This is a genomic window from Cellulosimicrobium sp. RS (assembly GCF_046159675.1).
GTDB classification, from domain to species: Bacteria; Actinomycetota; Actinomycetes; order Actinomycetales; family Cellulomonadaceae; genus Cellulosimicrobium; species Cellulosimicrobium funkei.
In genome coordinates this window covers 334,588-354,893 of sequence record NZ_JBJXVU010000004.1, presented here as the reverse complement: position 1 = coordinate 354,893, position 20,306 = coordinate 334,588, and the positions used below count along the sequence as shown (strand labels likewise).

Annotated in this window: 18 protein-coding genes; 11 read left to right on the top strand and 7 right to left on the bottom strand. The window is 74.7% G+C overall.

Going from position 1 to position 20,306, the window contains the following annotated elements; genetic code table 11:
- Positions 1 to 6: 6 nt before the first annotated feature.
- A complete protein-coding gene (locus tag ACI769_RS09020; protein ID WP_051028504.1) occupies positions 7 to 540 on the bottom strand; it encodes a hypothetical protein in 534 nt (177 codons plus the stop codon).
- 16 nt (positions 541 to 556) lie between these two features.
- The gene (locus tag ACI769_RS09015) at positions 557 to 913 is read right to left on the bottom strand and encodes a hypothetical protein (RefSeq protein WP_034652936.1); all 357 of its coding nucleotides are present in this window, start codon (positions 911 to 913) and stop codon (positions 557 to 559) included.
- 89 nt (positions 914 to 1,002) lie between these two features.
- Between ACI769_RS09015 and ACI769_RS09010 the strand changes: the two genes are divergently transcribed.
- Complete coding sequence (locus ACI769_RS09010) at positions 1,003 to 2,508, top strand: leucyl aminopeptidase (RefSeq protein ID WP_409141486.1); 1,506 nt, start codon at positions 1,003 to 1,005, stop codon at positions 2,506 to 2,508.
- 83 nt (positions 2,509 to 2,591) lie between these two features.
- Here ACI769_RS09010 and ACI769_RS09005 read toward each other — a convergent pair whose 3' ends face one another.
- On the bottom strand, positions 2,592 to 2,948 hold the full coding sequence (locus ACI769_RS09005) for a hypothetical protein (RefSeq protein ID WP_043658675.1): 357 nt from the start codon (positions 2,946 to 2,948) through the stop codon (positions 2,592 to 2,594).
- A 215-nt stretch (positions 2,949 to 3,163) separates the two neighbouring features.
- Between ACI769_RS09005 and lpdA the strand changes: the two genes are divergently transcribed.
- The 3 genes from lpdA (at position 3,164) to ACI769_RS08990 (ending at position 7,457) form a co-directional block, all read left to right on the top strand.
- Complete coding sequence (gene lpdA / locus ACI769_RS09000) at positions 3,164 to 4,546, top strand: dihydrolipoyl dehydrogenase (RefSeq protein WP_409141485.1); 1,383 nt, start codon at positions 3,164 to 3,166, stop codon at positions 4,544 to 4,546.
- Between the two features lie 30 nt (positions 4,547 to 4,576).
- A complete protein-coding gene (gene sucB / locus ACI769_RS08995) occupies positions 4,577 to 6,394 on the top strand; it encodes a 2-oxoglutarate dehydrogenase, E2 component, dihydrolipoamide succinyltransferase (RefSeq protein WP_409141484.1) in 1,818 nt (605 codons plus the stop codon).
- A gap of 169 nt (positions 6,395 to 6,563) precedes the next feature.
- Positions 6,564 to 7,457 (top strand): TIGR01777 family oxidoreductase, encoded by an 894-nt coding sequence (locus ACI769_RS08990; protein WP_009864240.1) that lies wholly within the window; start codon positions 6,564 to 6,566, stop codon positions 7,455 to 7,457.
- An 85-nt stretch (positions 7,458 to 7,542) separates the two neighbouring features.
- Here ACI769_RS08990 and ACI769_RS08985 read toward each other — a convergent pair whose 3' ends face one another.
- On the bottom strand, positions 7,543 to 9,063 hold the full coding sequence (locus ACI769_RS08985) for a hypothetical protein (protein ID WP_409141483.1): 1,521 nt from the start codon (positions 9,061 to 9,063) through the stop codon (positions 7,543 to 7,545).
- A gap of 88 nt (positions 9,064 to 9,151) precedes the next feature.
- The gene (locus tag ACI769_RS08980; protein ID WP_363469075.1) at positions 9,152 to 10,192 is read right to left on the bottom strand and encodes a Gfo/Idh/MocA family oxidoreductase; all 1,041 of its coding nucleotides are present in this window, start codon (positions 10,190 to 10,192) and stop codon (positions 9,152 to 9,154) included.
- Positions 10,193 to 10,363: 171 nt separating this feature from the next.
- Here ACI769_RS08980 and ACI769_RS08975 point away from each other — a divergent pair, with 171 nt between their 5' ends.
- Positions 10,364 to 11,077 carry an HNH endonuclease family protein gene (locus ACI769_RS08975; RefSeq protein ID WP_409141482.1) on the top strand — a complete coding sequence of 238 codons (714 nt, stop codon included), beginning with the start codon at positions 10,364 to 10,366 and terminating at the stop codon, positions 11,075 to 11,077.
- Here ACI769_RS08975 and ACI769_RS08970 read toward each other — a convergent pair.
- Positions 10,990 to 13,284 (bottom strand): MMPL family transporter, encoded by a 2,295-nt coding sequence (locus tag ACI769_RS08970; RefSeq protein WP_409141481.1) that lies wholly within the window; start codon positions 13,282 to 13,284, stop codon positions 10,990 to 10,992. The two genes, ACI769_RS08975 and ACI769_RS08970, sit on opposite strands and share 88 nt — an antisense overlap.
- A gap of 104 nt (positions 13,285 to 13,388) precedes the next feature.
- Between ACI769_RS08970 and ACI769_RS08965 the strand changes: the two genes are divergently transcribed.
- From ACI769_RS08965 to ACI769_RS08945, 5 genes are all read left to right on the top strand, one after another.
- The gene (locus tag ACI769_RS08965) at positions 13,389 to 13,892 is read left to right on the top strand and encodes a MarR family winged helix-turn-helix transcriptional regulator (RefSeq protein WP_061269194.1); all 504 of its coding nucleotides are present in this window, start codon (positions 13,389 to 13,391) and stop codon (positions 13,890 to 13,892) included.
- A gap of 9 nt (positions 13,893 to 13,901) precedes the next feature.
- Positions 13,902 to 14,573, top strand: coding sequence for a lipoyl(octanoyl) transferase LipB (gene lipB, locus ACI769_RS08960; protein ID WP_137281109.1), 672 nt, complete (start codon positions 13,902 to 13,904; stop codon positions 14,571 to 14,573).
- A gap of 82 nt (positions 14,574 to 14,655) precedes the next feature.
- Positions 14,656 to 15,978, top strand: coding sequence for an MFS transporter (locus tag ACI769_RS08955; protein ID WP_409141480.1), 1,323 nt, complete (start codon positions 14,656 to 14,658; stop codon positions 15,976 to 15,978).
- Between the two features lie 106 nt (positions 15,979 to 16,084).
- The gene (gene lipA / locus ACI769_RS08950; RefSeq protein WP_163186892.1) at positions 16,085 to 17,095 is read left to right on the top strand and encodes a lipoyl synthase; all 1,011 of its coding nucleotides are present in this window, start codon (positions 16,085 to 16,087) and stop codon (positions 17,093 to 17,095) included.
- Positions 17,096 to 17,105: 10 nt separating this feature from the next.
- A complete protein-coding gene (locus ACI769_RS08945; protein WP_021480396.1) occupies positions 17,106 to 17,849 on the top strand; it encodes a DUF4191 domain-containing protein in 744 nt (247 codons plus the stop codon).
- 123 nt (positions 17,850 to 17,972) lie between these two features.
- Here ACI769_RS08945 and ACI769_RS08940 read toward each other — a convergent pair whose 3' ends face one another.
- Positions 17,973 to 18,449: an RDD family protein gene (locus tag ACI769_RS08940; RefSeq protein WP_074809558.1), complete on the bottom strand. Its 477-nt coding sequence runs from the start codon at positions 18,447 to 18,449 to the stop codon at positions 17,973 to 17,975.
- 261 nt (positions 18,450 to 18,710) lie between these two features.
- On the opposite strand from ACI769_RS08940, the gene glnA reads away from it, so the two are divergent.
- A complete protein-coding gene (glnA, locus tag ACI769_RS08935) occupies positions 18,711 to 20,135 on the top strand; it encodes a type I glutamate--ammonia ligase (RefSeq protein WP_409141479.1) in 1,425 nt (474 codons plus the stop codon).
- Positions 20,136 to 20,306 lie beyond the last annotated feature (171 nt).

The following is a 20,306-nucleotide window of genomic DNA, read 5'->3' as shown; positions in this document are numbered from 1 at the left end:
GGCGGGTCATGCGGCGTCCTCCGGGGCGTCGGTGGCGGGGGTGGTGGGGGGCGGGGTGGTCGCGCCGGGCGCGGCGGGCCGGGTGCGCCAGAGCCACCAGAGCCCGACGAACGGCAGCACGAGCGGGACGTAGCCGTAGCCCTGGCCGAAGCCCGACCAGACGGTCGCGCGCGGGAAGGCCTCGGGGTCGGCGAGCGAGAACGCGCCGACGGTCAGGACGCCGACGAGCTCGACGCCCACGGCGAGCCACGCGACGCGGCGCGCGACGCGGCCGCCCCGCGCGAGGGCGATCGTCGCGACGACGTAGACCGCCGCCGCGAGCGCCGACAGCGCGTAGGCGAGCGGCGCCTCGTGCCAGTCGCGCAGGAGCTGGACCCCCGCACGGGCGGTCGCGGCGAGCGCGAAGATCCCGTAGACGGCGACGAGCACCCGGCCGAAGCCGCCGTTGGTGCGGCGCTGCCCCGACCGTGGGTCCGGGCGACCGCCCGCTGCGGGCGTCGCCGCCGGGTCCGCCCCGTCGGGGGCGGCAGGTGCGCTCATGGCGTGGGCCTCCAGGTCAGGCGTTCCAGATCTGCCACAGCCGCCACTCGAGGAACGCGACCGTGAGCGCGGCGACCGCGAGCACGACGGAGCTCCAGCGCGAGCGCTCCGCGAACGCCCACAGCGCGGCGACGGGCAGGATGACGAGTGCGGTCACGAGGTAGCCCCACAGCAGGACCGGGTCGGTGGGCGCCGTCCCGGTCGCGCCGAGCACGCCGAGCACGACCGCCTGCACGAGGATCAGCCCCTCGATCACCGCGGCGCCCCACAGCTGGCGCAGGATCACCGCGCGGTCGCGCGCGACGAACACGACCGCCCAGGCGGCGAGCGCGACGCACGCCGCGACCACGAGGAGCAGGAGGGGGAGGACCACGCCGCCGAGCGTACCGGGGGCGGTGGGCGCCGCGGGAATCGTCCACAGGCCCGGCGGACCCCGCGGGCGGCCGGGGATAGCATCGCGGGGTGGCTGAACTGACCGTCTCCAGCAAGAATCCCGCCGGTGCCAAGGTCGACGCGCTCGTCGTCGGCACCCACACGACGTCCGACGGCGTCGCGATCGTCGGGGGCGACCTGCCCCGTCCGGTGGTCGCCGCCCTCGAGGACCTCGCACCCGCGCTCGGCATCACGGGCGCCGCCGACGAGCTCCGCAAGGTCCCCGCCGGTCCCGACCTCAAGGCGGGCGTGCTCGTGCTCGTGGGCCTCGGCGCCCGTCGGGCCGACGGCACGTTCGGCGCCGAGGCGCTGCGCCGTGCGGCAGGGGCCGCGCTGCGCGCGCTCGCCGGCACCGCGTCGGTCGCCGTCGCGCTGCCCGTCGAGGACGACGCGCAGCTCGCCGCCGTCGCCGAGGGCGCGCTCCTGGGCACGTACACGTTCGCGCGCTACCGCACGGGCGAGGCCGCGACGTCGGCCGGGAGCCGTCCGCCCGCGACCGTCGAGATCCTCGCGGCGAACGCGCGCAGCGCCGCCGCGAAGGCCGCGGTCGAGCGCGCGACCGTCGTCGCCGCCGCCGTCAACGCGACGCGCGACCTCGTCAACGCGGCACCGAACGACCTGTACCCGGCCGCGTTCGCCGACGTCGCGAAGCAGGCCGTCAAGGAGTCCGGCGCCAAGGGCCTCAAGGTCACCGTGCTCGACGACAAGGCGCTCGCCGCGGGCGGGTACGGCGGCCTGGTCGGCGTGGGCCAGGGCTCGGCGCGCGGGCCGCGCCTCGTCAAGGTCGCCTACACGCCGTCGCGCCCTGCGGCGAAGGTCGCGCTCGTCGGCAAGGGCATCACGTTCGACTCGGGCGGCATCTCCATCAAGCCCGCGAAGGGCATGGAGGCGATGAAGTCCGACATGGCCGGCGCTGCCGCGGTGCTCCAGACCGTCGTCGCCGCCGCGCGCCTGGGCCTGCCCGTGGCGGTCACGGGCTGGCTGTGCCTGGCGGAGAACATGCCGTCCGGCACCGCGCAGCGCCCGTCCGACGTCATCACGATCCGGGGCGGCAAGACGGTCGAGGTGCTCAACACCGACGCCGAGGGCCGCCTCGTCATGGCCGACGGCCTCGTCGCGGCGGTCGAGGAGAAGCCCGACGTCGTGCTCGACGTCGCGACGCTCACCGGCGCCCAGATGGTCGCGCTCGGCAACCGCGTCTCGGCGGTCATGGGCGCCGACGACGTGCGCGCGGAGGTCGTCGCGGCGGCCGACGCCGCGGGCGAGCAGTTCTGGCCGATGCCGCTGCCCGAGGAGCTGGGCGCGTCGCTGAAGTCGAAGGTCGCGGACCTCGCCAACATCGGCGACCGGTTCGGCGGGATGCTCGTCGCCGGGCTGTTCCTCCAGGAGTTCGTCGGCGAGACCCCGTGGGCCCACCTCGACATCGCCGGCCCCGCGTTCAACGAGGGCTCCGCGCACGGGTACACGCCGGTCGGCGGCACGGGCGTCGCCGTCCGCACCCTGCTGGGCCTGGTCGAGGGCCGCGCCCGCCGCTGACCCAGCCCCGCCGAGCAGGTGGTCCTGGTCCGTCCGGTCGCTCCGACGGACCAGGACCGCCTGCTCGCCCGGCGGACAGCCCCTCAGGAGCTCCTGCGCTGGCGCGAGTTCCAGTCCCGCATGCGCTGCGGGTACCCGGTGAAGCGGACGTTGTAGACGGGCACGCCCAGCGAGCCGGCGACGTCGAACGCCGTCTTCTCGTCAGGCACGCGGCGCCGCGTCCACTCCCCCGTCGTCGCGATGAGCAGGAGCGTCGCGCCCGTGTCCGGCGTGGGCGGCTCGACGTACGCCTCGACGCCCACGCGCGTGCGCACGAACTCCTGCAGGTGCGCGAGCGTCGCGCGGCGGGCGTCCGACGGCGCGGCCGCGGCGCCGCCCGGCGACGAGGTCGTCGCGGGACGGCGGGAGAACAGGCTGGACAGCTTGGGCAGCCGGGGCACAGCGGCAGGGTACAGCGTGACCCTGGTCATACGGTGGGCACGCTGTCTCCATCGTCACAGCCGTACGGCCCAGGTTTCGATTGGGGAGCCCGTCCCCGAGGTGCCAAGATGGCTCCCGGAGAACGTTCACGCACCGTGGGTCAGCGGTTCCCGTCCGGCCCGCCGTCGTGCCGTGGACGCCCGCTCTCGCTCTCCCCTCGCTGAAGGAGTCGCACGTGGCCGAACCCGGCACACCATTCGACGTCGTCGTCCTGGGCGGAGGCAGCGCCGGCTACGCCACCGCGCTGCGTGCCGCCCAGCTCGGTCTCGACGTCGCGCTCGTCGAGTCGGGCCGGCTCGGCGGTACCTGCCTGCACAACGGGTGCATCCCCACCAAGGCGCTGCTCCACGCGGCCGAGCTCGCCGACGGCGCCCGCGAGGGCGCGAAGTTCGGCGTGCGCAGCACGCTCGAGGGCATCGACATGGCGGGGGTCAACGCGTACAAGGACGGCGTCGTCGCCGGCCTGTACAAGGGCCTCCAGGGACTCGTCTCCTCGCGCGGCATCACGTACGTCGAGGGCCACGGGCGCCTCGTGTCGCAGGACACGGTCGAGGTCGACGGCACCCGCTACACCGGCCGCCACGTCGTGCTCGCCACCGGCTCGTACGCCAGGTCGCTGCCCGGTCTCGAGATCGGGGGCCGGGTCGTCACGTCCGACCAGGCGCTGCGGCTCGACCGCGTGCCGAAGTCGGTCGTCGTGCTCGGCGGCGGTGTCATCGGCGTCGAGTTCGCGAGCGTGTGGAAGTCGTTCGGTGCCGACGTCCAGATCGTCGAGGCGCTGCCCCACCTCGTGCCGAACGAGGACGTGGCGCTGTCGAAGGCGCTCGAGCGCGCGTTCCGCAAGCGGGGCATCGCCTTCTCGCTCGGCGACCGGTTCGCCGTCGTCAAGGAGACCGACTCCGGGGTCACCGTGACCCTCGAGTCCGGCAAGACGTTCGAGGCCGAGCTGCTGCTCGTCGCCGTCGGGCGCGGCCCGCGCACCGCGGACCTCGGGTTCGAGGAGCAGGGCCTCACGCTCGACCGCGGCTTCGTGATCGTCGACGAGCGCCTGCACACGGGCGTCGGCAACATCTGGGCCGCGGGCGACATCGTCCCCGGCCTCCAGCTCGCCCACCGCGGCTTCGCGCAGGGCATCTTCCTCGCGGAGCAGATCGCGGGCCTCGACCCGACGCCGATCGTCGAGTCGTCCATCCCCCGGGTCACGTACTGCGAGCCCGAGGTCGCGTCCGTCGGCGTCACCGAGGCCGACGCCGCCGAGACGTGGGGGGCCGACCAGGTCGAGTCCCTCGAGTACAACCTCGCCGGCAACGGCAAGAGCAAGATCCTCGGGACGAGCGGCTTCGTCAAGCTCGTGCGCCGCAAGGACGGTCCCGTCGTCGGCGTGCACATGATCGGCGCCCGCGTCGGCGAGCTCGTCGGCGAGGGCCAGCTGATCGTGGGCTGGGAGGCGTACCCCGAGGACGTCGCCGCCCTGGTCCATGCCCACCCCACCCAGAACGAGGCACTCGGAGAGGCGCACCTGGCCCTGGCCGGCAAGCCTCTGCACGCCCACAACTGACCCCAACGATCGAAGGAGACCAGGCAGGTCATGTCTGAGAACGTGCAGATGCCGGCCCTCGGCGAGTCCGTCACCGAAGGCACCGTCACCCGTTGGCTCAAGTCGGTCGGCGACACCGTCGCCGTCGACGAGCCGCTGCTCGAGGTCTCGACCGACAAGGTCGACACCGAGATCCCGTCGCCCGTCGCGGGCACGCTCGAGCAGATCCTCGTCCAGGAGGACGAGACCGTCGAGGTCGGCGCGAACCTCGCCGTGATCGGCGACGGCTCGGGCGGTGGCGGCTCCGCGCCGGCCCCCGCCGAGGCCGAGACCGAGGCTCCGGCCCCGCAGGCCGCGCCGGAGCCGGAGCAGCCGGCCGCCCAGGAGGCGCCCACCGCCCCCGCGCCCGCCGAGCAGCCCGCGCCGTCCGGCGACTCCGCCGGTGGCGGCGAGGAGATCAAGCTCCCGGCGCTCGGCGAGTCCGTCACCGAGGGCACCGTCACGCGGTGGCTCAAGTCGGTCGGCGACACCGTCGAGGTCGACGAGCCGCTGCTCGAGGTCTCGACCGACAAGGTCGACACCGAGGTCCCGTCGCCCGTCGCGGGCACCGTCCAGCAGATCCTCGTCCAGGAGGACGAGACGGTCGAGGTCGGCGCCGTGCTCGCGATCGTCGGCTCCGGAGCCGCCCCGGCCGCGGCCCCCGCCGCTCCGGCCGAGCAGCCCGCGCAGGAGGCCCCGAAGCAGGAGGCTCCGAAGCAGGAGGAGGCGCCGACCGAGGCGCGCACCCCGGCGAGCGAGGCAGACGTCCCCGCGCAGGCCGCGCAGGAGGAGACGCCCGCCCCCGCGACGAGCGCCCCCGCTCCCGCCGCGGAGAAGCCGGCCGCGCCGTCGGCTCCTGGCGCGACCCCGGCCCCGGCCGCCAAGGCCGGCGGCACGTACCTCACGCCGCTCGTGCGCAAGCTCGCCGCGGACAAGGGCGTCGACCTCTCGTCCCTCACGGGCACGGGCGTCGGCGGCCGCATCCGCAAGGAGGACGTGCTCGAGGCAGCCCGCAAGGCCGAGGAGGCCAAGGCGGCGCCCGCCGCTGCCGCACCGGCGGCCCCCGCGGCCGGTGGCGCCCCGAAGAAGGCGTCGGTCCCGGCGGTCTCCCCGCTGCGCGGCACGACCGAGAAGACGAGCCGCCTGCGCAAGCTGGTCGCGAGCCGCATGGTCGAGGCGCTGAGCACGCAGGCCCAGCTCACGACGGCGGTCGAGGTCGACGTCACGCGCGTCGCCGCCCTGCGCAACCGCGCCAAGGCGGACTTCAAGGCACGCGAGGGCGCGAACCTCACGTTCCTGCCGTTCTTCACGCTCGCCGCGGTCGAGGCGCTCAAGGCCTACCCGAAGATCAACGCGACCTTCGCCGAGGACGAGATCACCTACCACGGCCAGGAGAACGTAGGCATCGCGGTCGACACCGAGCGCGGCCTCGTGGTCCCCGTCATCAAGGACGCGGGCGACCTCAACCTCGCCGGCATCGCGCGCAAGATCGCCGACCTCGGCGCGCGCACGCGTGCCAACAAGGTCGGTCCGGACGAGCTCGCGGGCGCGACGTTCACGATCACGAACACCGGCTCGGGCGGCGCCGTCTTCGACACGCCGATCGTCCCGGTCGGTCAGGTCGCGATCCTCGGCACGGGCACGATCACGAAGCGCCCCGTCGTCGTGACGGACGTGGACGGGAACGACACGATCGGCATCCGCTCGACGTGCTTCATCTTCCTGTCCTACGACCACCGCCTGGTCGACGGTGCGGACGCCGCGCGCTTCCTCACCACCATCAAGAACCGCATCGAGGAGGGCGCGTTCGAGGCCGAGGTCGGCCTCTGACGGACCCGCTCCGCGGCACCCGCCGCGGACGGCGCCGGCCTGCTCCGGCGCGACGCTGACGAGGGCCCCGACCGCACGCCGGTCGGGGCCCTCGCTCGTCCCTCCGTCCCGGCCGCGGATCCGTCCCGCGGACCGTGCCGAGTCCGCTGCAGACCCGTAGCGTGTCCCCATGGACATCGTCGTGGCGGGCTCGCACGGGCTCATCGGCACCGAGCTGCTCGAACGTCTGCGCGCGGACGGTCATCACGTGCGCCGCCTCGTGCGCCGCGCACCGCAGACCTCGGACGAGCACGAGTGGGACCCCGACTCCGGCCGGCTGGACCCGGGCGTGCTCGCGGGGGCGGACGCCGTCGTCAACCTTGCCGGAGCGGGCATCGGCGACCACCGCTGGACGACGGCGTACAAGCGGACGCTCGTCACGTCCCGCACGCGCACCACCGGGCTGCTCGCCCGCACGATCGCCGGCCTCGACTCGCCGCCGCCGGTCTGGCTCCAGGGCTCCGCCATCGGGTACTACGGCGACCGGGGCTCCCAGGTGCTCACGGAGACGTCCGCGTCGGGGGACGGCTTCCTCGCGCGGTTGGTCCGCGAGTGGGAGGCCGCGACCGCTCCCGCGGAGCAGGCGGGGGTCCGCGTCGTGCACGCCCGCACCGGCATCGTCCTCTCCCCCGACGGCGGCGCGCTCGGCCGGCTGCTGCCCCTCCTTCGGCTCGGCGTGGGCGGGCGCCTCGGCCCCGGGACGCAGTACTGGAGCTGGATCACGCTGCGCGACGAGGTCGCCGCGCTGCAGCACCTCCTCACCGCGCCCGTGCACGGCCCCGTCAACCTGTCCGCCCCGCACCCCGCGACCAACGCCGAGATCACCCGGGCGCTCGCGCGGGCGCTGCACCGTCCTGCCGTGCTCGCGGTGCCCTCGTTCGCTCTGCACGTGGCGCTCGGCGAGCTCGCGTCCGACATCCTCGGCTCCCAGCGCGCCCTGCCCACCGTCCTCGAGGCGAGCGGGTTCACGTGGTCCGACCCCGTCCTGGAGGACGCCGCGCGCGAGGTCGTCGAGAGCCGCTGACCGGCGGTCCTCACAGCCGGGCCTCCCCGCGGACGGGCCCCGTCGCGCTCGTCGACGGCTCGCTCACCGTGCGGCGCGAGCGAGGTCACCGCGCCTCGGCGACGCGCCACCCCGCGTCGGTCCACCGCACCACCAGGACGACCGTGGTCCGCGGCGTGGCGGGCACCTCCACCTCGCCCGCGGCCGTGCGCTGGTGGTGGGCCGTCACCGCGTAGTCCACGGCCACCGTCGCGGCCTCGGCCCCGTGCCCCTCGTCGGCATCCGGCGGCCGGGGATCGGCGTGCCGGGCGTCGAAGACCTCGGCCCGTGCCCCGACCACGTCGACGCCGTCGAGCGCGGCGAGGAGCTCGGCGTCGCGAGCCTCCGCGGCCGAACCGGCGACCACCACCGCGGACAGGTCCCCCGCACCGTCCGCGAGCAGCTCGAGCCGCCGCGCCGTGAGGGTGCGCGCCGCACCGAGCGGGTCGGCACGGTCGAGCGTGGGGTCGGTCGCCGGGTCCACGGCCGACGCCGTGCGGGTGGTCGCGGGACCGTCGTCGCGCACGAGCGAGGGCCACGGCGTGCCGACCGCGAGCGCGACGACCACCGCCACGACGAGCCCCGCGCCACCGAGGAGGGCCGTCGTCGTGCGGCCGGACCACGGGAGTCGCTGCCGGTCCGGCCGGCGGGCGTGCGCACCGGCCCTCGCCCCGCGCCCGAGGCCGGACGGCCGCGCCGACCGCCCCGGGACCCCGCGCGGTCTACGCACCCCACGGCGGCCGGGCACCGCGGCCACGTCCTCGCGGGCCGCTCGCCGCCCCGGCACCGCTGGGCGGGGAGCTCGCCGACCCGCCAGGGCGCCGGCGACGAGGCGCGCGGGGTCCGGCATGACGATCGGCTGCGGCTCGACGGCGTCGTAGCAGCGCGCGGCGAACGTCCCGACGGCGGGACGGGCGGCCGGCTCGTCACGGAGCGCGACGGCGAGCTCCGCGTGCAGCGCAGCGAGGGCCCGCGCCTCGTCGGGGTCGGGCGGCGCCGCGTGCGCGGGGTGGCTCGACGCGGGCGGAGGGACGAGACCGAGGACCGTGCGGGCGAGGTCGCGGACGTCGTCGGCGCTCGACGCCGTCGTGGGCGCCAGCGGCGGGCGCAGCACCGTCCGGCCGTCCGGGGCGACGACGACCGACGCGGCGTCCAGGGCGCCGTGGCTGCGACCCTCGCGGTGGAGCGCCGTCAGCGCCTGGGCGACCGGGACGAGGACCGTCACCGCCTCCCCGGCGCGGAGCGGCTCGCGCGCGGCGGCGAGCTCGTCGAGGCGCAGCCCGCCGACGTGGTCGACGAGGACGGCGAGCGACGACCCGTCCGCCGCCACGACGCCGCGCACCGCCGCGAGGTGCTCGTGCTCCCCGCCGAGCCCGCGCAGGTGCTCGACGAGCGCGGCCCGTGCGCTCGGGTCCGCGGGCGCCGTGAGCAGCGCGACCTCGCACACCGTGCCGGCGGCGTCGCGCGCGACCACCCCGCCGACCGCACCCGGCTCCCGCCGCAGCGACCAACCCGCCGCCGCGAGCGCCGGCGCGAGGTCGGCGACGGACGGCCCGGGCGGGCGCGGGCGGCGGGACGACGACGGCATGCCCCCATCCCACCGCACGACACGCCCGCGCGAGCCGTCGTCCACAGGACCAGTCTGCCCTGGGCCAGGTCGGGGGCAGCGCGCCCCGTCACACGTCGAGCAGGCGACCCTCCCGCGCGCTGCGGCGCGCGGCGTCGAGAACCTCGGCCGTGCGGACGGCGTCGCGCGGGTCGACCGGCACGGGGCCGTCGTCGAGCAACCACGCGGCGACCGCGCGGTAGAAGTCCGCGTGCCCGCCGGGGGCCTGCGGCACGGGCTCGCGCTCGCGACCGCGCGTGACCCAGCCGAGGGTGCCCGCGGGCGCGGCGTCGTCGAACACCTCGAAGGGCGACGCGTCGTTCTCGAACGTCGTGACGACGTACGCCCCGCCCGTGCCGAGGACGCGCGTGCGCGGGCCGGGCGCGCCGACGACGGACCCAGCCCAGAGGCGGCTCACGACGGCGTTCCCGTCGGCGTCCGGGGCGTGGTGGAGCACGAGGAACACGTCGTCCTCGGTGGGGGTCGTGTGCGAGCGGAGCTCGGCCCACACGCCGGTGACGGGACCGAAGAGCTGCGTGGCGGAGTCGACGAGGTGCGGCCCGAGGTCGAGGAGCAGGCCGCCCCCGACGAGGTCGTTCTCCTTCCAGCGCTGCTGCGGCACGGGACGCCAGCGCTCCCAGCGGCGCTCGAACGTGTGGACCCGGCCGAGGTCGCCGCGGTCGAGCACGGACCGCAGCGTGAGCTGCTCCGGGTCCCACCGGCGGTTCTGGAAGACGGTGAGCGGCGTCCCCGCCTCCTCGGCGGCGTCGACGACGGCGCGCGAGGCCGTGGCGCCCAGGGCGAGCGGCTTGTCCACCACGACGGGGACGCCCGCGCGCACGAGCGCCGTCGCGTGGTCCGCGTGGAGCGCGGACGGGCTGGCCACGACCACGACGTCGTAGGCCGCGCGGTCGGCGAGGAGCGCCTCGACGTCGTCGTGCAGGTGCACGCCGGGCCAGTCCTCGGTGGCGGCGGCGCGTCGCTCCGGCGAGCGCACGACGACGGCCGTGACGGTGTGCCCCGCCTCCCGCACGAGACGTGCGTGGATGCCGCGGCCGGCCCCTCCGTACCCGACGATCCCGACCCTGAGCGTGCGTGCGGCGGTGTCCATGCCGACCAATCTAGCGGCGTCGTGGCCGGACGCCCGGGGTGCACGGGGCACGTCGGGCCGGGCCGGAGCACTCCGGGCGACCTGGCAGAATGTGCGCGTTGGTCCGATATGGAGCGCTGCGTACCGTCTCGCGGGGGTCGGGCCGAGATTCGGTTTCGGGAAGGTCGACCCTTGAGCACCACGAGCCGCCAGGTCCCTCGTCGGAGCGTCCTGCGCTACGTCCTCATCGCCCTGGCGATCGCGATCGTCGTCGCGAACGTCATCAACCAGCGGTCCGTCGCGGCGGACACCGACCCGGAGCCGGTCGCCGGGAGCGCGCTCGAGGCCCTCGCCGGCCTCGAGGTCAAGGGCCCCGGGCCGGACACCGGCTACGAGCGCGCGCTGTTCGGCGCGGCGTGGGCCGACGTCGACGGCAACGGGTGCGACACCCGCAACGACATCCTCGCGCGCGACCTCACGGACCTGACCTTCTCGACGCGCGGCGACGTCTGCGAGGTCCGCACCGGGTCCTTCGACGACCCGTACACGGGCGAGACGATCGACTTCCGCCGCGGCAACGCGACGAGCGCGGCGGTCCAGATCGACCACGTCGTGCCGCTGCTCGACGCGTGGCGCAAGGGCGCTCGCGCCTGGGACGACGAGACGCGTCGGCAGTTCGCGAACGACCCCCTCAACCTGCTCGCGTCCGACGGCCCGGCGAACCAGTCGAAGGGCGCGCGCGACGCGTCGGCGTGGCTGCCCCCGAACCACGCGTTCCGGTGCCCGTACGTCGCCCGGCAGATCGCCGTGAAGGCGGCCTACGAGCTCTCGGTCACGCCGTCGGAGTCGGAGGCGATGGCGCGCGTGCTGGCGGACTGCCCCGCCGAGCCGCTCCCGGCGGGCTGAGCAGGCGCCCCCGGACCGCGGTCCAGACGCCCGAGGGCGCTCGGCCACCAGGCGCGACGGCCGACGTCGTGCACGAGGGCGGGCACGAGGAGCGACCGCACCACGAGGGTGTCGACGAGGACGCCGAACGCGACGATGAACGCGAGCTGGGCGAGGAAGAGCAGCGGGATGATCCCGAGCGCGGCGAACGTGGCCGCGAGCACGACGCCCGCGGACGTGATGACCGACCCCGTGACCGCGAGCCCGCGCAGCACGCCGCGCCGCGTCCCGACGCGCAGGCTCTCCTCGCGCACCCGCGTCATGAGGAAGATCGAGTAGTCCACGCCCAGCGCGACGAGGAAGCAGAACGCGTAGAGCGGGACGGCCGGGTCCGCGCCGGGGAAGTCGAGCACGTGGTTGAAGACGATCGCGGCGACGCCGAGCGCGGCCCCGAACGACAGCACGTTCGCGAGCATGAGCAGCACGGGCGCGAGCACGGACCGCAGCAGCAGGATGAGGATCAGCAGGATCACGACCAGCACGACGGGCACGATGACCCGCAGGTCGCGCTGCCCCGCGAGCTGGGTGTCCAGGCGCTCGGCCGCGGCACCGCCGACGACGGCCTCGGGCGAGACCTCGTGCACGGCGTCGCGCAGCGCCGAGACCGTCTCCACGGCCTCCTGGCTGTCAGACGGCGCCTCGGTCGTGACGTCGACGCGCACCTGCCCGTCGACGACGAGCGGGTCACCCTGGGCGGGCGCCCCGGGAGCGACGGCGGGCTGGTCGGTGACGGGCGTCGCCGCGGCGACGCCGTCCGTGCCCTCGGCCGCCGTGACGACGGCGTCGAGGTCCGCCTCGGGCGCGATGACGGTCGCCGGCTGCGCGGACACGCCCTCGAAGTGCGCGGTGAGCGCCTCCTCGCCCGCGACGGAGTCGACGTCCGCGAGGAACACCTCCGAGTCGCCGGTCCCCTCGGCGTCGAGCGTCGGCACGAACGCGGCGCACGCGGCCAGGACGAGCGCCGTGACGATCCACACGCGCCGGTCGTGGCGGCCGACGAAGCTCGCGACGCGCGACCACACGCCGTGCCCCTCGATGCTCACGCTGTTCTCGTTCTCGGGCGACGCCTGGGCGACGGCGACCTCGTGGGCCGCGTGGTCGGCGTCGTACCGCGGCATGCGCGGCCAGAACAGCGCGCGGGACCGCTGCCCCGCGACGAGCAGGAGCGCCGGCAGGAGCGTGAGCGCGGCGACGAACGCCGCGGCGATGCCGATCGCCGCGACGGGGCCGAGGCTGCGGTTGGACGACAGGTCGGACAGGAGCAGGCAGAGCAGACCCGCGATGACGGTGCCGGCGCTCGCCGCGATCGGCTCGACCGAGGCCCGCACGGCACGGCGCAGCGCCGTCGCCGTCGACCGGACGAGGCGCAGCTCCTCGCGGTAGCGGGCCACCACGAGCAACGAGTAGTCGACCGCGGCCCCGACGACGAGGATCGAGAGGATGCCCTGGGACTGCCCGTTGAGCGTCAAGACGTCCGCCGCCGCGAGCTCGTAGACGACGAGACCGGCGAGCGTCAGGGCGAGCACGGCCGTGAGGATGACGATGAACGGCAGGATCGGCGAGCGGTAGACGACCGCGAGGATGACGAGCACCGCACCGAGCGCGACGAGCAGCAGCACGGTGTCGATCCCGCCGAAGGCCGTGACGAGGTCGGCGACGAACCCGGCGGGGCCGGTGACCCACACGTCGAGCGACGTGCCGGCGAGGCCGCCGTCGGCCGCGTCCGCGGCGGCGAGGTCGCGCAGCGCGCCGACGGCGAGCTCGCTCACGCTGCTCTCGTCCGCCCCGATGCGGTCGGACGCGACGGACGCGTCGAGCGAGACGACGACGAGCGCGGCCTCCCCGTCCTCGGACGGCACGAGGACCGGGTCGGCGATCGAGACGTCCCCCACGGTCGCGGGCTCGTCGCCCGAGGTCCCCTCGAGCGGTGCGGCCGGGACGGCCTGCGCGTAGGCGTCGAGCGCCGCGAGGTCGTCGGGCGTGAGCGCGCTCCCATCGCCAGTCGTCGCGACGACGAGCGCGGGCAGCGTCTCGGAGTCGGTGAACTCCTGCGCGACCTCGGCGGCGCGCGTCGACTCGGCGCTCGCCGGCAGGAACGCCGCGGCGTCGTTGGTCTGCACGCTGCTCAGACGACCCTGCGCCTGACCACCCAGTGCGCCGATGGCCATCCAGAGACCGATGACTGCGACAATGATCAGTCCGCGGAGGAACCCGCCCGTCCGATTGCTCAGCATGCTGAGGAATGGTGCCATGGTGGAGGGAGGAATGCACGTTGGAGCTTGCACCGAGGGACCGCACCGGGCCGCACGTCGACCCGGACGTCGGCGACCCCACCCCCGGCGACCCCCAGGAGTGGGCCACCGGCCGGCTGCTCTTCGCCGTCGCGCGCCGGATCGAACGGGAGTGGAACGCCCACCTCGGGCAGTGGGACCTCAACCACGCCGGCTTCCCCGTGCTCATGCACCTGCTGTCCGGGCCTCGGTCCCAGCGCGTCCTCGCGGACGAGTCGGGCGTCACCGAGCAGACCATGAGCCGGATCGTGGCGCGGCTCGAGCGGGCCGGCTACGTGACGCGCACCGACGACCCGGCCGACCGCCGCCGTCGGGCCGTGGCCATCACCGACGCCGGCCGCGTGGCCGGGCTCGCCGCGGCGCGCCGCCGCCCCGCGGAGGACCTCGCGACCCGCGGCCTCGACGACGACCAGATCGCCGCCCTGCGCGCGGCGCTCCTCACGCTCCTCGAGACCCTCCCCCGCACACCGGGCGACGAGCGTTAGCCTGGCCCGATGGACCTGCTCGCGCTGCCGGGGATCACGGACTACCACGAGGCCTGGGACCTGCAGCGCGCGGTGCACGACGACGTCGTCGCGGGCACCCGGCCGGACACCCTCATCCTCGTCGAGCACCCCGACGTCTACACGGCCGGGCGGCGCACGAACCGCTCCGACCGGCCCGACGACGGCACCCCCGTCGTGGACGTCGACCGCGGCGGGAAGATCACCTGGCACGGCCCCGGCCAGCAGGTCGTCTACCCGATCGTCCGGCTCGCCGAGCCCGTGGACGTCGTCGCGTACGTCCGGGCGCTCGAGGAGGCCGTCATGGCGGTCTGCAGCCGCCTCGGGCTCGCGACGATGCGCGTCGAGGGCCGCAGCGGGGTCTGGGTCGCGGCCGACGAGACCCGCCGCGAGCGCAAGGTCTGCGCGATCGGCGTGCGGGTCGCGCGCGGCGTGACGATGCACGGCCTCGCGCTGAACTGCGTGCCCGACCTGTCGAGGTTCGAGCGGATCGTCCCGTGCGGCATCGAGGACGCCGACGTGACGTCGCTCACGGCCGAGCTCGGCCGCGAGGTCACGCTCGCCGAGGTCTCGCCGCTCCTCGTCGACGCGCTCGGGACGGCGCTCGGCCCGCTGCTCGCGGCCGACGCTCCGGACGCCCCGCCGGCCGCGCTCGCGGGATAGGCTGGAGGCTCCAGGGAATCCTCGCGCGCCGGAGTACGGGTGGGTCGGCGCGCGGCTGGACGACCCCGAGGACCCGGACCGCATGACCACCACCCCCGCGCGCGCGACGTCGCGCCCCCGCACCCCCGCACCTCCCCCGCCCGGCGGCGCTCCCGTCCGCACGGGCTACGCCCGGCTCCCCCAGCTCGCGGGCCGCGCGTTCCTCCCCGTCGCGTTCCTCGCGCGCCTGCCGTTCTCCATGCTGACGATCGGGACGCTCCTGCTCGTGTCGTCGACGACGTCGTCGGTCGCGCTCGGCGGCCTCGCCTCCGCGGCGACGGCGCTCGGGACGGCGCTCGGCGGCCCGACCCAGGGTGCGCTCGCCGACCGCGTCGGCCAGCGCCGGGTCCTGCTCGTGTGCGTGCCGGTCGCGACGGTCGCCGTGCTGGCGCTCGTCCTCTCGGCGTCCGCACCGGGCGCCACGGCCGCGGTGCTCCTCGCCGCGGCGGCGACCGGCGCGAGCGCTCCCCAGGTCGGTCCGCTGGCCCGCGTGCGCTGGCTGCGCCTCGCGGCCGACGAGCCGCGCACCGTCGAGGCCGCGATGAGCTACGAGAGCACGGCCGACGAGGTGAGCTTCGTCCTGGGGCCCGCCCTCGTGGGCGTCCTCGCGTCCGCGGGCTCGCCCCAGGTCGCGGTGCTCGCCGCGGCCGGCGGCATCGCCGTGTTCGGCGCCGCGTTCGCGCTCCACCCGACGGCGCGCGCGACCGCGCCGCACGGCCCCGGCCCGCACGCCACGACGGCCGGTGCGGCGGACGGCGGGACGGCCGCGCTCGTGCGTCGCGAGGCGGTCGTCCTCGTCGGGATGCTCGCCATGGGTCTGCTGTTCGGCGGGACCCAGGCCGCGCTCACGGCGCTCACGCGCGACGCGGGCGTACCCGGCAGCGCGGGGCTCGTGTACGCCGTCATGGGCGTCGGCTCCGCGATCACCGCGCTCTCCGTGGTCGCCCTCCCCCGCCGCTGGGGGCTGCGCAGCCGCTGGATCACGTTCGCGGCCGGGCTCCTGGTCGGCACCGCCGGTCTGGTGCTGGCGGCCGCGGGCGGCTCGCTGACCGCCGTCGTCGTCGCCGTGGCGGCGACCGGCCTGTTCGTCGGGCCCGTCATGGTCACCGTGTTCACCGTCGCGGGCGAGCGCGCGCCGGCCGGGCGGACGGCGTCGGCCATGACGCTCGTGGCCAGCGCGAACGTCGTCGGGGTCGCGATCGGCGCGTCCGGGGGCGGCGCGCTCGCCGACACCGTCTCGACGACGAGCGCGTTCGCGCTGCCGGTCGTCGCGGCGGTCCTGCTCGTGGTGACCGGGGTGTCGCTGACGTCACGTCCACAGGGTGAGCGACGCGCGGGAGACGACGAGCGCGAGCGCGTAGTCTGACCGGAGTCCGGCGTCGTACCAGGGCGCGCACCCGAACGGTGCGCCGCCCGCCCGTTTGCTCGGCGCGACGTCGGCGCTCACTCGCCACGACGACCGGGAGACACCCGTGACGATCGCACCTGAAGGACGGCGCATGCTGCGGGTCGAGGCCCGCAACGCCGCGACGCCGATCGAGAAGAAGCCCGAGTGGATCAAGACCCGCGCGACCATGGGCCCGGAGTACTCCGAGCTCAAGGGGCTCGTGAAGCGCGAGGGTCTGCACACGGTCTGCGAGGAGGCGGGCTGTCCCAACATCTTCGAGTGCTGGGAGGACCGCGAGGCGACCTTCCTCATCGGCGGCGACCAGTGCACGCGCCGGTGCGACTTCTGCCAGATCGACACGGGCAAGCCGGCCGACTTCGACGCGGACGAGCCGCGCCGCGTCGCGGAGTCCGTCCAGGCGATGGGTCTGCGCTACTCGACCATCACGGGCGTCGCGCGCGACGACCTGCCCGACGGCGGCGCCTGGCTCTACGCGGAGACCGTCCGCCAGATCCACGCGCTCAACCCCGGCACGGGCGTCGAGCTGCTCATCCCGGACTTCAACGCGATCCCCGAGCTGCTCGACGAGGTGAACGACTCGCGACCGGAGGTGCTCGCCCACAACCTCGAGACGGTCCCGCGCATCTTCAAGCAGATCCGTCCCGGCTTCCGGTACGAGCGCTCGCTGTCCGTGCTCACGCGCGCGCGCGAGGCGGGGCTCGTCACCAAGTCGAACATCATCCTCGGCATGGGCGAGACGATCGACGAGGCGAAGGAGGCGCTGCAGGACCTGCACGACGCCGGCTGCGACCTCGTGACGATCACGCAGTACCTGCGCCCGTCGCTGCGGCACCACCCGGTGGACCGCTGGGTCAAGCCCGAGGAGTTCGTCGAGCTGTCGGACGCCGCGGAGGAGATCGGCTTCCTCGGCGTCATGTCCGGCCCGCTCGTGCGGTCGTCGTACCGCGCCGGGCGGCTCTGGGGCCAGGCCATGACGCGCCGCGGCATGGAGATCCCCGCCGCGCTCGCGCACCTCGCAGAGCCGACGACGTCCCGCCAGGAGGCCGCGAGCCTGCTGGCCCGCTCGCCCCACTAGACTGACCGGCATGGCCCGCAAGAACTCGGACAGCACCGGCGCGCCCGCCGCCGGCGAGCAGGTCGCGAAGCAGAAGAAGCCCAAGAAGCAGCGCTGGTACCACCAGGTGTGGGCCGCCTACCAGATGACCCGCAAGCAGGACCCGGCGGTCACGTGGGTCATGCTCGGCGTGTTCGTCGGCATCCTCGCCGTCGCGCTGGGCATCGGCCTGTGGTGGGGCCAGTGGGTCTACACGCTGATCGTCGGCATCCCGTTCGCGGCGCTGGGCGCGATGTTCGTGCTCACGCGTCGCGCCGAGCGCGCCGCCTACCAGCAGATCGAGGGCCAGCCCGGCGCCGCGCGCGCCGCGCTCGGCACGATCCGCCGCGGGTGGACGTTCGACGAGGAGCCTGTCGCCATCGACCCCCGCACGCAGGACCTCGTGTTCCGCGGCGTCGGGCGCGCGGGCGTCGTGCTCGTGAGCGAGGGCCCGCCGCACCGCGCCAAGCGCCTGCTCGACGCCGAGCGCAAGCGCGTCGCGCGCGTGCTGCCGAACGTGCCGGTCACCACGATCCAGGTCGGCGACGGCGAGGACCAGGTGGCGCTGCCCAAGCTCCCCCGCGCGGTCCAGAAGCTCAAGCCGACCCTCACGAAGCCCGAGACGGCGGAGGTCTCCAAGCGCCTGCGCGCGCTCGGCGTCTCGCGCCTGCCGATCCCCAAGGGGATCGACCCGACCCGGGCCCGCCCCGACCGCAAGGGCCTCAAGGGGCGCTGACGCGACACCCGCACACCACGACGACGCCCGGTCGGCGAGGATCCGTCCTCTGCCGGCCGGGCGTCGTCGTGCGTGGGGTGGGGATCCGGCCACCCGTGGTCAGGAGCGGAGATCCGCCCGTGGTCAGGAGCGGACGAGCACCGTGCCCGCGGCGCGGTCGTGCAGGCCACGGCCGTCGGCGTCCCACACGACGGCCGGGATCACGAGGCAGAGCAGGACCGTGCGCAGCACGCCGCGGCCGAGACCGACCATGCGCGCCGGCTCGGCGAGACGTCGGACCCGGATCCCCATGACGCGGTGGCCGACGGTGAACCCGAGCGTGCTCACGAGCAGCACGTTCTCGATCGCGAAGACCAGCGGTTGCGACCAGACCGGCAGGGCCGAGATGCCCTCGAAGAAGCCCGGCGCGGCGGGGCGGAAGAAGAGGAACGCGACCAGGGTCGCGAGGACCCAGTCGATGGCCAGCGCGACGACGCGCCGTCCGAGCGTCGCGAGGGAGCCCGGGCCCTCCGGCGGGAGGCCGAGCCGCGCGCCGCGACCGCTGTGCTGGTCGCCCGGGGCGCCCTCGAGCCACGAACCCATGTCCTCGCGTGAAACCACGGGACCAGCGTACGTGCGACGCGGTGGACGGGACGGTCTCCCGGCCGCCGGACGGCGGTATCGTGCCGAACGGCACACCGACCCACGTCGGCTGCCGCGCGCCCTCGTGTCGCACGATCGTCACACGGGGACGCGGGACGTAACACGACCGAAACAATGGGTACACCGCGGGGAAACCGCCCCGGCCTAGGTTCGTGGGCGCCACGTCAGCGGCTCGTCCGCCGCGCAGCCCGACGGCACCACCCGATCAAGGAGCAACGGATGTTCAACAACGCGGAGGAGGCAATCGCCTTCACGCGGAACGAAGGCGTCGAGTTCGTCGACGTCCGGTTCTGCGACCTGCCCGGCATCATGCAGCACTTCAACATCCCCGTCTCGCAGTTCGACGAGTCGGCGTTCGAGGACGGCCTGATGTTCGACGGGTCGTCGATCCGCGGCTTCCAGGCGATCCACGAGTCGGACATGAAGCTCGTGCCGGACGTCAAGACCGCGTTCGTGGACCCGTACCGCAAGCGCAAGACGCTCGTCGTGAACTTCTCGATCGTCGACCCGTTCACGGGCGAGCCGTACTCGCGCGACCCCCGCAACATCGCGGCCAAGGCCGAGGCGTACCTGCGCTCCACCGGCATCGCCGACACGGCGTTCTTCGCGCCCGAGGCCGAGTTCTACCTCTTCGACGAGGCGCGCTTCGCGACGAACCAGCACTCGAGCTTCTACTACCTCGACTCCATCGAGGCCGCGTGGAACACGGGCCGCGAGGAGGAGGGTGGCAACCTCGCGTACAAGACGCGCTACAAGGGCGGCTACTTCCCCGTCTCCCCGTCCGACCGCTTCGCGGACCTGCGCGACGAGATGTGCGCGACGCTGGAGAAGGTCGGCCTCGAGGTCGAGCGCGCGCACCACGAGGTGGGCACCGCCGGCCAGCAGGAGATCAACTACCGCTTCAACACGCTGCTGCACGCGGCCGACGACCTGATGAAGTTCAAGTACGTCATCCGCAACGAGGCGTTCGAGGCCGGCAAGTCCGTCACGTTCATGCCGAAGCCGATCTTCGGCGACAACGGCTCGGGCATGCACTCGCACCAGTCCCTGTGGAAGGACGGCAAGCCGCTGTTCTTCGACGAGAAGGGCTACGGCGGTCTCTCCGACCTCGCGCGCTGGTACATCGGCGGCCTGCTCAAGCACGCGCCGTCGCTGCTCGCGTTCACCAACCCGTCGGTGAACTCCTACCACCGCCTGGTCCCGGGCTACGAAGCCCCGGTCAACCTGGTCTACTCGGCCCGCAACCGCTCCGCGTGCATCCGCATCCCGGTGACCGGCTCGTCCGCCGCCGCGAAGCGCGTCGAGTTCCGCGTGCCGGACCCGTCGGCCAACCCGTACCTCGCGTTCGCCGCGCAGCTCCTCGCCGGCATCGACGGCATCAAGAACCGCATCGAGCCGCCGGAGCCGATCGACAAGGACCTGTACGAGCTGCCGCCCGAGGAGCACGCGCAGATCCAGCAGGTCCCCGGCTCGCTCGCCGAGGCGCTGGACAACCTCGAGGCCGACCACGAGTTCCTCACGCAGGGCGACGTGTTCACGCCGGACCTCATCCAGACGTGGATCGACTACAAGCGCACCCACGAGATCGACCCGATCCGCCTGCGCCCGCACCCGCACGAGTTCGAGCTCTACTACGACATCTGATCGGAGGGCCTCACGGCCCTGCCCAGGATGACAGCGAACGGCGTCCGTCCTGCACCTCTCCGGTGCAGGCCGGGCGCCGTTCCGCGTGGTGCGACGAGCATGCCCTTGTCGCCGGAGCACCCCTCGCGCTAGGTTTGCGAGCGGCGGTAACGATGCTGCCCGCAACAGCAG